Here is a 13812-nt window from a genome sequence, read left to right as displayed (position 1 = left end):
GAAATAGTAACTATATACGCAAATTATGGGGAATCAAAAGTGAAGTTAACGTGGAAAAAAGATTGTATATTGCCAGAATACGAAAGAATCACAAGTGTTCACGGTTTTTGTTTTCATAATAATAAGGTTTTACTAATAGACCATGAGAAGCGTGGGAAGAAGGTTATGTAAAAGGAGAATGTACTTTATTTGGATATATTATCGTTGACCATAGTGATAATCCAAATTGGAATGAACATAGTCCGTATCCAAAAGTAGGGTATCAGCCGTTCTACCGGATGGAGATCAATGAAGTGCATAAGTTTGACGGTGAGTATGAATCCGATAAAAGGATGTTTGTTAGAGTAGAAGAGAGTGCAATGTATCATTATAAATGGAATGAATTATATGATGAAATATTGAAGGAATCCGTTTTAATAAAATAAAAATTAATTTCTGCAATATTAAGATGTTAGAAGGGATTCTCTTGTAATTGTCAAATAATAGTAAAGTTGTCTTTTAAATTGAGGGAATCTTCAGATGCAAGGGTGAGTGAATGGATATTTCAGTAATCGCTAAACAACTAGTTAATGAGAAGGTTATTTCACATTATCCGAAAAGCATGAAAGTGTTGAACGGAGGAACGACAAGTACAGTATATTTGTTGGACGCGAAATACGTTGTAAAGCTGAATGAATCAGAAGTGATACGTGAAGAAGCTGATTTTCTTTCTTTTTATGAAGGGAATACTTTATTTTCAAAGCTTTTGTATAAGGAACCTTTAAATAGATATATTGTGTATTCCTTTCTCGATGGGGCTACTTCGTGCGAACGTGGATATAAACGAATTACGCTTAGTATACTTGTAAAAGAAGCTATTAATAAGTATGAAATAGTTTCAGATATAGATGGATGGGGATGGAAAGAAAGTCCGGTTCAATCTTGGAATGAATTTTTAACAACAAATGTGATAGAAGCTTATGAAAACCTAAAACCATATATAAGTGATGAAGAGTATAGAACTGTTCTTAAGCTTACAAATAGTCTAAATAAGGGGACTGGAATAAATAAGCCATTTTTATTACATGGTGATCTTGGATTCCATAACTTTATATTTCAAAAGAATAAGTTAACCGGTGTGATAGATCCTTTACCAGTCTTAGGAGATCCTATATACGATTTAATTTACGCGTTCTGTTCAACTCCGGAAGATTTAATGAAAGAAACAATTGATTATGCGATGAAACAATGTGTATTTCATAAAAAAGAACGAGATTTATATGAGGAAATAATTATAGGTTTATTTTTGCGTATAGATACGTGTTTAAGACACCACCCGAAAGATTTAGAAGATTACTTAGTAGCTTGGCGTTATTGGATGGACGAAATTGAGACGAATTTATAGCACAAATATTGGGGGGGAGATAGTGAAATGAATATTTCAGAAGCAAAAAGAGATTTAGCACAAAAAACGAAGAAGGGATTTCCTGTTATACTAGCCGGTCTTTTATTTTGGAGTATTGCGAGCATAACTGGTGTTTTTCTTTCAGAAAAGCAAGTTGTGTGGGTGTATTTAATTGGTATGGGCTGTGTGTTTCCTTTCGGCCTAATGTTAGCTGCTATATTGAAAATTGATATGTTTGCGAAAGGAAATCCGTTAGGGATTTTAGCAGGATTAATTGGTGGGATAAATGTATTAAATATTCCGCTTGTATTACTTGCCTATTTTCAATTTCCAGAATGGTTACCTTTTGTAGTAGCAATGTTAATAGGTGTGCATTTTATTCCGTACGTATGGATTTATGAAAGTAAAAGTTATGGTTTATTGTCAGTAGGGACTGTATTCGTAACGTCAGTTTGCGGGATTCTTTTTGCAGAAAAAGGATTTATCGTAATTCCTATGGCGGTTACAGTTGTTTACTTTATTACTCTTATAAGCTTATCAATTGAAAATAAAAAAGCAGAAAAATATCAACAAATATCAGCTTAATAAAAAATTAAAGGGGTAGAGGAATAACTATGAATAATTTTATTTGTACAACGTGTGGAGTACAGTATGCAGCGAGTGTGAAAGAACCAGTAAGTTGTGTTATTTGTGATGAGGAGAGACAATATGTTAATCCGAAAGGGCAGTCATGGACAACTTTAGAAAACTTGAGAACGAGTGATACGTATAAAAATGAAATTATAGAAGAAGAAAATGGACTTTATAGTATTACGACAAAACCAGAATTTGCGATCGGTCAAACGGCATTTGTAGTAAAAACAGAGTCATATCGTTTGCTATGGGATTGTATTACTTATTTAGATGACACGACAATTGAGAAGATAAAAGAGTGGGGCGGATTAGATGCAATCGCACTGTCACATCCACATTATTATTCAACGCAAGTAGAATGGGCGGAAACATTTGATGTACCAATTTATATACACGAAGATGATAAAGAATGGGTGATGCGCCCGAGTAGTCGTATTATTTATTGGACTGGAGAGTCTTTACAATTAGCAGATGGAATTACCATTCATCGTCTCGGAGGACATTTTAGTGGTGGTTCTGTATTACATTGGGAAGAAGGAAATGATGGAAAAGGTATTTTATTAACAGGTGATATTATTCAAGTTGTAGCGGATCAGCAGTGGGTGAGCTTCATGTATAGCTATCCGAACTTAATTCCATTACCTGCGAGAAAGGTTGAGGAAATGGCGAATCGAGTGAAGCCGTTACAGTTTAATCGTTTATACAACGCTTTTCATCGCGTAGTAAAAGAGAATGCAAATGAGGCAGTGGAACGTTCTGCTGAAAGATATATGAAAGCGATAGAAGGAAAGTTGTTTCATACATAAAAGGAGAGTTAGCTTTATGAAAACGTTAGTATGCTTTGGAGATAGTATTACAGCTGATGAAACGTTTTTCAATGGAACGCCGAGGTTAACACCACGTTTGCAAGAGATGTTTCCGAATTGGGAAGTAGTGAATGCAGGTGTTCCAGGTGATAATACGTTCGACGCGTTACATAGAATTGAAGAAGATGTATTATCACATGAACCAGACTTTGTAACAGTTTTTCTTGGTACGAATGATGCAGTTTCTTTTGCTCAAGTCCCATTACAAGCATATAAAGAAAACTTAGAGAGAATTGTAAGCGCGATTTCACCAGAAAAAGTATTACTTATTAGTCCGGCGCCAGTTGATGAAGAAAGACAACGTAATAGAACAAATGAAATACTCGGCCAGTATGCAGAAGTTGTAGAGGAAGTAGCGAAGCAAACCGGGAGCCATTTTCTAAATTTGTATGCTGAGATGATTCAGGAAGAAAATTATAAAATATTCGTAGAAGATGAAGAAAAAGATGGCTTGCATTTTGGACTAGAAGGCTATGAGTATGTAGCGAAGTTAATTGGTGAAAAGTTAAAAGGGATTTTATAAAAAAGCAAAGCGATATCGCTTTGCTTTTCATCGTTTTTTTTAAGGTGGATCAATCTAGAAATGCTTGTTGCAATGCTTTTAGTCCATCGCTGTAGATGCCATGAAACAGATTAATTGCCTCTTCATCACTAACCCCTACAGGAGTGAAAATACCAGACCACTCTACTAATGATGTGTTATTTTCAGTCCCTTCTTTAACCTGGATTGTGGATAGATAATTATTGACTGGGAATGGTGCATTCATAATTGAATACGTGTAGTAGCGTTCCTTATCATTGAATACTTCTAAGCGCTCTATAATCGTATCACCATCTGGATTAGCTAGATGACGTACGCGTCCACCTTCAGTTACTTTGCTGCTAGGTATATAAGGTAACCAGTCTGGAAGGGAGTTAAAACCTCCGATTAATTGCCATACTTGTTCAGGTGAAGCAAAAACTGTCATAGATGTAGTAGTATGTGCCATATTTATTAGACTCCTTTTTATCCCGCTATTTGCAGGGAAATAATCAGTGGGGGATGGCCCACTGATTAAAGTTTCACTTTATTTTACGTTGATTGGTAGTGGTGCATTAGGTGCTACTAGTTTTTGTTCGCGCATTTCTTCCCAGAATGCTGCTGGGATTACTGTGTTTAAGGCATTTTGGTCTTCTACAATTCGTTCCGGTTTACTTGCACCAGGAACAACGGCAGCAACTGCTGGGTTAGCTAGTGAAAATTGTAATGCAGCAGCCTTGATGCTGATTTCGTGACGATCTGCAAGAGCTTTGATTTTCTCAACTTTTGCAATGATTTCTGGTGATGCTTTTTGATATTCGAAGTGAGCACCTCCAGCAAGAATACCTGAGCTATATGGGCCACCAACAACAATATCCATATTATGCTTTACAGCTGCAGGCATTACTCGTTGTAAGGCACGCTCGTGGTCTAATAATGAATAACGGCCAGCTAACAAGGATATATTTGGCTGCGCTTCTTCTAAATCTAGCATAAGTTCAATTGATTCTACTTTGTTTACTCCAAGTCCCCAACCTTTAATGACTCCTTCTTCGCGTAAACGTGTTAGCGCACGGAATGCTCCTGTACGAGCCGTTTCAAATTGTGAAATCCACTCGTCGCCATAAAAGTCTTGTGCTAAATCATGAATGAAAACAAAGTCTAGACGATCTGTTTTTAAACGTTTCAAACTTTGCTCGATAGAACGAAGAGTTGCATCTGCGCTATAATCATTGATCATTTTATTTTTACGACCAAATTCGAAAAGTCCGCCTTTTTCACCTAAATCACGTGCAGATGGATCTTCTAGTTCATCTGAAATAGTTCGACCGACTTTTGTGCTTAAAAAGTAATCATCACGATTTCTTTTTGAAAGTGCTTCACCAAGACGAATCTCCGCTAAACCAGAACCATAAAGTGGAGCTGTATCAAAGTAACGAACGCCATTCTCCCAAGCAGCATCTACTGTAGCGATTGCTTCTTCTTCTGGGATATTACGGTACATATTACCTAGTGGTGCTGTACCAAAACCGATTTTTTCTTTTAGTAAATTACTCATTAAAGATATCCTCCTAAAATGTATTTGAAAATTAATTAATCATTGTGAATAGATGTGAAAATCAATACATGTCATTTCATCGTCTGACAAAATGCATGATAAAAATACTCACTTTAAAGTACGGGTACTAAAATGTAATTTCTAATACTACATGACTCACTCAACTCTTACAAATGCTATTATGAAATGTATTTTACATAATGAAAAGTACGTACTTTAAAGTGATATAGATACTAAAAAGTAATACAGGTACTTTTTGGTGCCGTACTACTCATCTGCTGTTTACGTATGCTATTATGAAACATGTTTAATACAATAAAAAGTACGTACTTTAAGGTGCTATAGATACTTAAAAGTAATATTTAAATCTTTAGCTTAATTGCCTTATAACATTATTAAAGGAGATTTTTATATGAAAACATACAATATTCCTGTAGAGGCGACTTTAGAGGTTATCGGTGGAAAGTGGAAAGTAGTTATCCTTTGTCATTTAAAGAAAGACAAAAAGAGAACGTGCGAATTAAAACAATTAATGTCTGGTATTACACAAAAGATGTTAACACAACAATTACGTGAATTAGAAGAAGACGGTGTAATCGAGAGAAAAGTGTATAACCAAGTGCCGCCAAAAGTAGAGTATTCTTTAACGGATTACGGTCATTCTTTAGATGCTATACTCGATTCTCTTTGTAACTGGGGAGAAAATCATCTTGAAAAGAATGGCAACACGTCTATGCTTATAACAGCAGCAGAATAAAAAAGAAAAAAACGAACGGAAATACGTTCGTTTTTTTTGTTTTGTCATGTATATAGAGGGAGATTTTTTAGTAGCATAATTACTTTTTGGTAATATAGGTACTTTTTTGTGCTGTAGGAACTAAAATGTGCCGTATAGAAAATTATGTAGTTTTACGCAACAATAAAGAGCGAATTTATAAAAAAGGAGAGGAGAACGCGTGAAACAATATAATATACCTATAGAGATAACGTTAGAAATTATCGGGGGAAAATGGAAGGTCGTCATTTTATGCCACTTAACGAAAGGAACGAAGCGAACGAGCGAGTTGCAACGTTTGATTCCTGAAATTTCTGTTAGAATGTTGACGCAGCAACTACGTGAGCTGGAAGAAGACGGTGTAATTACACGTAAAATTTATAAACAAATTCCGCCCCGAGTAGAATACTCCCTAACTGATTATGGTTGGTCTTTACAAAGTGTATTAAACCAATTAACCGCATGGGGAGAACAATGCATAGATAGAAAAATACGAAAGTTAAGTGAAATCTCTATATGTAATATTGAAAACACCACCTAATGACGAGGTGGTGTTTTCAATATGAAAATTTAGAAAGTAAAAGCAAGGATCTATACCATATTAACAACTGTTTTAGCCGTTATGAATAATTGATTAAAGCTTTAATAGGTACTTAAAAGTGCCTTCATCACTTTAAAGTACGTACTATGCTTCATAATATAACCGTTTTATAATGACACTCGTAGCAAGAAGTCATAACGATCTTAAGCTATGTTCAAAAAGACTTATTAACTAGTATAGTTTTTTGTTCAATTTCTTTAGTAGGAGATGTCTATATGGTTGAAGAACTTTTTTATAAAAAAATACTCAAAAATCTTTTTTCAGATCCAGTTCAAATTACACTTTGGAATGGAGAAACAATCCATTATGGAGAAGGGGAACCTCAATTTCATGTAACATTCCATAAGCCGCTTTCAAAAAAAGAGATAGCTAAGGATCCTTCTATCGCATTCGGTGAAGCATATATGAATGGGGATCTTGAAATAGAGGGTAACCTTGAAAAAGCAATTCAATCTATTTATAAAAGGCAAGATAGCTTTTTAGGTGATAGTAAATTGCAATATTTCAAAAGTAAATGGAATTTCTCAAAACAAAAAAATAAAGAAGATATAGCTCACCATTATGATATTGGGAACGATTTTTATAAATTATGGCTTGATGAAACAATGACGTATTCTTGTGCATATTTCCAAAATGAGCAGGATTCTTTAACGACAGCTCAACATAATAAAGTGAATCATATTTTGAAAAAGTTGAACCTTCAAAAAGGTGATACGCTATTAGACATTGGTTGCGGGTGGGGTGAGCTCATTACAGCTGCCGCTAAGCAGTACGGTGTGAAAGCGATGGGAGTAACGTTAAGTGAGGAACAATACGCTAAGACTTCCGAGCGAATTAAAAAAGAGGGACTTACAGATTTAGTTGAAGTATATTTACTTGATTACCGAGATATTAAGAATCATAAATTTGATAAAATTGTTAGTGTAGGTATGATTGAACATGTAGGAAAAGACAACATTACGCAATACTTTGAGACAGTTAATAAACTACTAAATGATGGTGGGATCTCTCTTCTTCATTGTATTACTTCTCCAGCCAATGGTGGTGCTACGAATGGTTGGATTGAAAAATATATATTCCCTGGCGGATATGTACCTGCTGTTAACGAATTAATCACGAACATGACAAACGAACAATTTTTCATTGTTGATGTGGAAAGCTTACGTAGACATTACGGGAAAACATTACAACATTGGTCTCAAAATTTTGAAAACGTACTGGAGGAAGTTCGCAAAACGAAAGATGAGCGATTCATTCGTATGTGGCGCTTATATTTAAATGCATGTGCAGCTTCGTTCTTTACAGGTAATATTGATTTACATCAATTTGTATTTACAAAAGGCATTAACGATACAATTCCGATGACACGTTCTTATATGTATGAATAAGAGCATGTAACCAAGTAGCTCTCTACTACTCATCGGGTGTAAATAAAATGATGGTAGGACATAGGTCTATAACTTAAAGTCGAGATGGTAATCAGAAAATGATTTCTATCTCGATTTTTTTATATATAATTTTAAAATCAAAACTATATACTTTTGATAATAAAAATATATAATAAATATAGAATCGAAAATATAGGAGCAAGGAAGTTGAAGAATATGATATTAACAATGGGCTTTATTGGATTTGGAAAATCAGCTAACCGCTATCATTTACCTTATGTAAATGCACGTAAAAATATAAAAGTGAAAACGATTTTTGCTCGCCAAATTCATGAAGAATTAGCGGCTCCGTATGAGGAAAAAGGTGTTAGTTTTACTACTAATTTGGATGAATTGTTGAATGATAAAGAAATTCAAGTGGTGACGGTCTGTACGCCAGCACATACGCATTACGAATTAGCAAAAAAAGTTATACTTGCTGGAAAATCAGTTATCGTTGAAAAACCATTTTGCGATACAGTAGAACATGCTAAAGAATTATTAGCTTTAGGCCGAGAAAAAGGTGTAGTAGTTATGCCTTATCAAAACCGTCGTTTTGATGGTGATTTCTTATCGGTGAAGCAAGTTGTTGAACAAGGATTTCTTGGTGATATTGTTGAGGTTGAATCACATATTGATTACTTCCGTCCTGGTTCAATCACTCACGAAGGTCCAAAAGAAGAAGGTTCATTTTATAGTTTAGGTATTCATACGATGGACCGCATGATTTCACTATTTGGCCGTCCAGATACGGTGACATACGATATTCGCAATAATGAAGAGGAAGGTGCCGTTGATAACTATTTCGATGTTGGTCTACATTACGGAAATCAGCTGAAAATTAAACTAAAAACGAACCATGTTGTAGCGAAAGATTATCCACGTTTTATCGTTCATGGAACAAACGGATCATTTATTAAATATGGTGAAGATCAGCAAGAGAATGATTTGAAAGCAGGTATTATGCCTGAGAGTGCAGGATTTGGTGAAGATTCACCGATGTATTATGGAATTGCTAAATATCGCAATGCAAATGGTGATTGGATTGAAAAACAAATTAAAACGCCGCTTGGTGATTACGGTCGTTTCTATGATGCAGCATATGAAACAATCGTAAATGGTGCACCAAAGCTTGTGAAAGACGAAGAAGCAGTAACGAATATTGAAATCTTGGAAAATGGATTTGCTGCTCCATCACCTTCAGTTTACAAACTTGTGGCTTTACATTTGAATGAATAGAAGAGGGAATACAGCTTAAAGGAGGTATGGAAATGGCAAGCGGATCAACACAAGTAAAATACCTCGGCATTTATCAAAAAATTAAACAGCAAATTTTAGACGGTGAATATAAAATTAACGAAAAAATTCCAAGTAGCCCCGTCCTTGCTGAAGAATTTGGGGTTTCAGCTCTTACTATTAAAAAAGCGCTGGATTTGTTAGTTAGAGACGGATACATCATCCGCCGGCGCGGAAGTGGAACAGTCGTTCAAGATTGGCGTCAGCAGGAAAAGGCACGAATGATTCAAACTTTAACAGGTACGAAAGCTGTTTACGGCAGTGAGGTAGAAAGTGAAATTATCGAGTTTACGATTGTCGGAGCCGAGGAAATCATTGCTGAAAAATTGGGCATTTCAGTAGGGGATTTTGTATATAAAATCATTCGCCTCCGTATCATTCACAGTATCCCAACGATTATGGAACATACATGGATGCCTATTTCGGTCATCCCAGGTGTTGAAGCTTCGGTTTTAGAGGAGTCGATCTACTCGCACATTCAAAATAAACTAGGTCTTGAAGTGGGAACATCCGTTGTTAGGGTCAAAGGAATTCGCCCAGATGATAAAGAAAAGCAGTTTATGAACTTAACAAATCAAGATTTCCTAATGAGAGTTGAACAAGTAGCCTACTTAACGGATGGACGCACTTTTGAGTACTCTTACGCCGATCATTTGCCGGAAACCTTTGAATTCGAAACAGTCATTACCGCAAAAAAGTTATAAAGAGGCATAAAAAATAGGTTGGGGCAAGTAATGCCTCGACCTATTTTTTGTCTTCAATGTAGCTACAATAGGAACGGTTATTATTCATCGGCTGTAATAAGCATGGATGTGTTTCCGTTTTTTTCAAGATGAACTTCGCCCCAAGTGCAGAGGGAATCGAGTATGGCTCCTAAAGACGAACCGTAATTAGTTAAAGAATACTCTACTTTCGGTGGTACTTGGTCATATACTTTTCTTTGAATTACATCATCTTCTTCTAATTCACGTAATTGTTGTGTTAACATTTTTTGAGTAATACCAGGCATTAACCGTTTTAATTCACTCGTTCTTTTTGTTCCCTTTTTTAAATGACAAAGAATAACAACTTTCCACTTTCCACCAATAACTTCTAAAGTTGCTTCGACAGGAATATTATATGTCTTCATAAAAAACTCCTTTGATAAATTTAGATTACAGTTTTGGATTCACATACTAAAATTATTTCTTTTTAGTGCCTATAATACTTTAAAGTGCGTACTATTTATTGTGCTAAATATCGTTCATAATAACCGATGTAAGAGAGAAATAAGCAGAACGGCACTTGAAAATGCATACATTACTTTTTAGTACCTATAACACTTTAAAGCGCGTACTATTTATTATGCTAAATATATTTCATAATAGCACATGTAAGCAAGAAATGAATAAAATGTATTTTGAAGTGCATTGGAAATTGGTTCGCCATAACGCTATGGGGAAATTCACACAAAAAATGATTAATTACTCCAAGACTTAACAGTTGATTAATCTTACTGTAATGTTTAAAATTACAGTAAGATTTTTAAAAGTGAGTGGTCATCGTCTGTAAAATGTAGTTTCAATAATTTTATAAAAGAAGCATGAAAAGAAACGAATAGTAGAAATAAACGAAACATTGCCGAATAAATAATATTACGTGTATTTGTTTTTGAACTGTAATCTTTTTTAATACATTTCAATAACCGATATTTGACATGTACGTTTCATAAAGAAAATTAAAGGAGTGAGTGAAATATGGTGGTTTTATATACAACAGCAAGCTGTGGTTCATGTCGAAAAGCGAAAGCATGGCTTGAAGAGAATCAAATTGATTATACTGAAAAAAATATCGTATCCAATTCTATGACAGTGGATGAACTTAAATCCATTCTTCGTTTAACTGAAGAGGGTGCTACTGAAATTATTTCAACTAGATCTAAAACTTTTCAAGACTTAAATATAAATATAGATGAGCTTTCGCTGAATGAATTTTATAAATTAATAATTGAGCATCCGCTAATGTTGCGTCGCCCAATTATGCTGGACGAGAAAAGATTACAGATTGGTTTTAATGACGAAGAAATTCGTAAATTTTTACCACGTAGCGTTCGAACATTCTTAAATATTGAACTGCAAAAGTTGGCTAATTAATAAGTAATAGTATGAAAGAGAAATTTTTTGAAAGGAGGAAACAGAAGGTGATAGAAGTATGCGTAACAGTTAATTATAACGATAGAAATTATCAAACAAATGTTATTGTAAGCAAAGATACGGTGTGGACAAAAATTAAACAATTGGCAGAAGAACAAGTCAAAAAACAGTGGGATTTTTAAATTTGATTATTTAAAAAATGAAGTTGTAGGTTAGAGATTATAACTAAATCCAAGACTTTTCAGCAATTAAATATAAAAAAATTTGAAAGGAGGAAACAGAAGGTGATAGAAGTATGCGTAACAGTTAATTATAACGATAGAAATTATCAAACAAATGTTATTGTAAGCAAAAATACGATATGGACAAAAATTAAACAGTTGGCAGAAGAACAAGTGAAGAAACAATGGAGTCGTTAAATGTATTTTTAACTTAAAAAGCTAAATGAAGTTATGGAATATAGGCGAGTCCGGATAGAATATAAAGGAATTTATTTTTTATGGTAAGAATTATTTATATATATTTTAACATTCGACCAACCTATCTGTAATATTTATGGCTACAGTATGTTAATATACGAGAAACAACATTTTTGATCATAGGAGGAAAACAATGAACAGCGACTTTACCTTGGCCATTCACAGTTTAACTTATTTAGCTTTACAGCCAGACCGGATGTCAACAAGTAGTGCTATTTCAGAAAGTGCAGGTGTTCATCCAGTACGCATTCGCAAAGTGCTAAGTTTGTTAAAAAAACATAAGTTCATACAATCAAAAGAGGGAACTGGTGGAGGTTTTATTTTCGCTCGTGATTTAAGTGAAGTTAATCTCTGGCATATTTATCAAATAACCTCTGAAGGTGCATTGCAGCCGAAGTGTCCGGAATCGAATGATCAGTGTGTTGTAGGATCGAACATGCGAAAAGTTCTTTTTGCCATTTTCTTAGGCGCGGAAGAGCATCTAGGTGAATACTTAAAGAATTATACAATGAAAGAAGTTGTTGATCTTATTAATCAAGAACGTTAAGCGGCTTAAAGATTATATAGCCGTGAGTTCTTAACACTTAAATGTAACGAAAAATATTACAGTTCAATTTCGTTTTTATATCTTTTATATCGTCACAAAAAATATTTATAAGAAGGTGAAAAATTATGATGTCAAATAATAATCAAGTTTTAAAAGTAGGAGATTGGGTTCGTGGAATATCAAATGAGGGTGAATTTATAGTTGGTTACATTGTATCCCTTGATAAAGTGGAAGATGTAGTTACAGTTAGCATTGTGAAACGTGACGACAAGTACACAATAAACGAAGCGATTTTACTCTTTAGTAAACACGTTAACAAACTCCCTGAATCAAAGGTAATCAATAAGGAGCAAATTCTTTATCTTATAGATCTAGCATTATTAACAGGGGATGAAGAATGGTTTATTGAGCTTTCTTCAAAATTAAACTCGATAAAAGAGCTAGTTAATGGGGGAGTTTAAAAATTATAATAAATATGATATCTATTTGTATTTTTAAGTTTCTGTAAGATCAATCCTTTGGTTTTAAATAGTTCCATTCATCAAATATTATCTATCATCAATAGCTTAGATGTGTAAAGTCATTTCACTGCCAATAACGATAATTATCTAAATAAGCTGTCCAAATGGGCAGCTTATTGTAATTAGTCACGTCTAAATGGACCTTTTGGAGCAATTAGCTCTAAATTAGTACCATCTGGATCACGGAAGTAGGCAACACCTGTACCAAATCCAGATTTCAAGCCATCATCTTCTTGGAAGACAATAGGTTCTCCATCTGGTTCTATTCCAATTGCTTTTAGACGTTCTACAGCGGCATTGATATCTTCTACTTCAAAACAAAGATGCATCGCACTAATTTGATCATTTGAGTAAGAGGCTTTATCTGATTTAGGGACAACGTATTCTAGAATGTCGATATTCAAATTGTCTAAGTGTAGGTTGGCATATTTAATACGAGTATCTTCAAGTCCTTGGGTTTGCGCCATTCTCTTTCCGCCAATTTTATCGATGTTTGATATTTTCTTACCTGTTAATGCTTCATAAAAAACGATAGATTTTTCTAAATTACTTACTGTAATTCCGACGTGATTTACTTGTGAGAATCCTGCTGTTTTTTCACTCATTTTTGTTGCCTCCTATTTTTAGGTGGTGTAATGTATTTGTTTCACCAATCTTTTACTGTAATTAAAATGAGCCTTTAGTAGGAGTTCTATTCTAAGTCGTTTGTAACAACACACGAGAAATATAAGAGTGTTTTTTGATTGGAAAAGAATCTAGTATCGGCTAGGTTCTTTTTATTTTTCATTTGTCTTGATACAAAAATTTGATGAATTTGAATTACAGCCATTGAGCAAAAAAGCTTGATATTAAAAATATTATTCTTTAGTACATACATTTTTAAGATGTTAAATATATTTCATAATAGTCTCTGTAAGATGGGGATAAGTAGAATAGTACTTTAAAGTACCTATAGCACTTTAAAGTGCGTACTTTTTATAACTTTGAATATCATTCATAATAGCACCAGTAAGAAAAAAACAAGCTTTACGGTACTAGTTACTAACGATGTTAAAGCAGTTTATTTAGATTCA

18 protein-coding genes and 1 pseudogene are annotated in these 13812 nt (G+C 34.1%); 15 read left to right on the top strand and 4 right to left on the bottom strand.

Annotated elements, in window-relative coordinates:
- The first annotated feature begins 3 nt into the window (after positions 1-3).
- The 5 genes and pseudogenes from ACP6L7_RS13425 to ACP6L7_RS13405 all read left to right on the top strand — a co-directional run bounded on the left by ACP6L7_RS13425 (position 4) and on the right by ACP6L7_RS13405 (position 3406).
- Positions 4-425: pseudogene (locus ACP6L7_RS13425) on the top strand (NUDIX hydrolase).
- Positions 426-535: 110 nt separating this feature from the next.
- Complete coding sequence (locus ACP6L7_RS13420; protein ID WP_097832628.1) at positions 536-1384, top strand: aminoglycoside phosphotransferase family protein; 849 nt, start codon at positions 536-538, stop codon at positions 1382-1384.
- 27 nt (positions 1385-1411) lie between these two features.
- Entirely contained in the window at positions 1412-1969 is a 558-nt protein-coding gene (locus ACP6L7_RS13415; RefSeq protein WP_097832629.1) for a DUF7010 family protein, read from the top strand.
- Between the two features lie 29 nt (positions 1970-1998).
- The gene (locus tag ACP6L7_RS13410) at positions 1999-2823 is read left to right on the top strand and encodes an MBL fold metallo-hydrolase (RefSeq protein WP_097832630.1); all 825 of its coding nucleotides are present in this window, start codon (positions 1999-2001) and stop codon (positions 2821-2823) included.
- Positions 2824-2839: 16 nt separating this feature from the next.
- Entirely contained in the window at positions 2840-3406 is a 567-nt protein-coding gene (locus ACP6L7_RS13405; RefSeq protein WP_071747500.1) for an SGNH/GDSL hydrolase family protein, read from the top strand.
- 49 nt (positions 3407-3455) lie between these two features.
- On the opposite strand, the gene ACP6L7_RS13400 is transcribed toward ACP6L7_RS13405, so the two are convergent.
- Positions 3456-3872, bottom strand: a complete 417-nt coding sequence (locus ACP6L7_RS13400; protein WP_097832631.1) for an SRPBCC family protein — start codon at positions 3870-3872, stop codon at positions 3456-3458.
- A gap of 78 nt (positions 3873-3950) precedes the next feature.
- Positions 3951-4961, bottom strand: a complete 1011-nt coding sequence (locus tag ACP6L7_RS13395; protein WP_071747498.1) for an aldo/keto reductase — start codon at positions 4959-4961, stop codon at positions 3951-3953.
- 412 nt (positions 4962-5373) lie between these two features.
- On the opposite strand from ACP6L7_RS13395, the gene ACP6L7_RS13390 reads away from it, so the two are divergent.
- The 5 genes from ACP6L7_RS13390 to ACP6L7_RS13370 all read left to right on the top strand — a co-directional run bounded on the left by ACP6L7_RS13390 (position 5374) and on the right by ACP6L7_RS13370 (position 9764).
- Positions 5374-5718 (top strand): winged helix-turn-helix transcriptional regulator, encoded by a 345-nt coding sequence (locus ACP6L7_RS13390; RefSeq protein WP_071771906.1) that lies wholly within the window; start codon positions 5374-5376, stop codon positions 5716-5718.
- Between the two features lie 199 nt (positions 5719-5917).
- Positions 5918-6277: a winged helix-turn-helix transcriptional regulator gene (locus tag ACP6L7_RS13385; protein ID WP_097832632.1), complete on the top strand. Its 360-nt coding sequence runs from the start codon at positions 5918-5920 to the stop codon at positions 6275-6277.
- 275 nt (positions 6278-6552) lie between these two features.
- Positions 6553-7725: a cyclopropane-fatty-acyl-phospholipid synthase gene (locus ACP6L7_RS13380; protein WP_097832633.1), complete on the top strand. Its 1173-nt coding sequence runs from the start codon at positions 6553-6555 to the stop codon at positions 7723-7725.
- A 216-nt stretch (positions 7726-7941) separates the two neighbouring features.
- Entirely contained in the window at positions 7942-9003 is a 1062-nt protein-coding gene (locus ACP6L7_RS13375) for an oxidoreductase (RefSeq protein ID WP_097832634.1), read from the top strand.
- A 32-nt stretch (positions 9004-9035) separates the two neighbouring features.
- Positions 9036-9764 carry a GntR family transcriptional regulator gene (locus ACP6L7_RS13370; RefSeq protein WP_097832635.1) on the top strand — a complete coding sequence of 243 codons (729 nt, stop codon included), beginning with the start codon at positions 9036-9038 and terminating at the stop codon, positions 9762-9764.
- An 80-nt stretch (positions 9765-9844) separates the two neighbouring features.
- Here ACP6L7_RS13370 and ACP6L7_RS13365 read toward each other — a convergent pair whose 3' ends face one another.
- The gene (locus ACP6L7_RS13365) at positions 9845-10189 is read right to left on the bottom strand and encodes a winged helix-turn-helix transcriptional regulator (protein WP_071711655.1); all 345 of its coding nucleotides are present in this window, start codon (positions 10187-10189) and stop codon (positions 9845-9847) included.
- 607 nt (positions 10190-10796) lie between these two features.
- On the opposite strand from ACP6L7_RS13365, the gene spxA reads away from it, so the two are divergent.
- From spxA to ACP6L7_RS13340, 5 genes are all read left to right on the top strand, one after another.
- Complete coding sequence (gene spxA, locus ACP6L7_RS13360) at positions 10797-11192, top strand: transcriptional regulator SpxA (RefSeq protein WP_000261180.1); 396 nt, start codon at positions 10797-10799, stop codon at positions 11190-11192.
- Positions 11193-11239: 47 nt separating this feature from the next.
- The gene (locus ACP6L7_RS13355; protein WP_000573535.1) at positions 11240-11374 is read left to right on the top strand and encodes a BA3454 family stress response protein; all 135 of its coding nucleotides are present in this window, start codon (positions 11240-11242) and stop codon (positions 11372-11374) included.
- A 102-nt stretch (positions 11375-11476) separates the two neighbouring features.
- On the top strand, positions 11477-11611 hold the full coding sequence (locus ACP6L7_RS13350) for a BA3454 family stress response protein (RefSeq protein WP_141533442.1): 135 nt from the start codon (positions 11477-11479) through the stop codon (positions 11609-11611).
- 193 nt (positions 11612-11804) lie between these two features.
- Positions 11805-12218: an Rrf2-family transcriptional regulator SaiR gene (gene saiR, locus ACP6L7_RS13345; RefSeq protein ID WP_071747491.1), complete on the top strand. Its 414-nt coding sequence runs from the start codon at positions 11805-11807 to the stop codon at positions 12216-12218.
- A 125-nt stretch (positions 12219-12343) separates the two neighbouring features.
- Complete coding sequence (locus ACP6L7_RS13340) at positions 12344-12679, top strand: IDEAL domain-containing protein (protein ID WP_071747490.1); 336 nt, start codon at positions 12344-12346, stop codon at positions 12677-12679.
- Positions 12680-12861: 182 nt separating this feature from the next.
- Here the strand turns inward: ACP6L7_RS13340 and ACP6L7_RS13335 are convergent, their stop codons facing one another.
- Positions 12862-13344: a VOC family protein gene (locus tag ACP6L7_RS13335; protein ID WP_097833443.1), complete on the bottom strand. Its 483-nt coding sequence runs from the start codon at positions 13342-13344 to the stop codon at positions 12862-12864.
- Between the last annotated feature and the right edge of the window lie 468 nt (positions 13345-13812).

The sequence above is a fragment of the Bacillus silvicola genome (assembly GCF_050524305.1).
Classification (GTDB): domain Bacteria; phylum Bacillota; class Bacilli; order Bacillales; family Bacillaceae_G; genus Bacillus_A; species Bacillus_A cereus_AT.
This window is presented reverse-complemented; position numbering and strand designations above follow the sequence as displayed.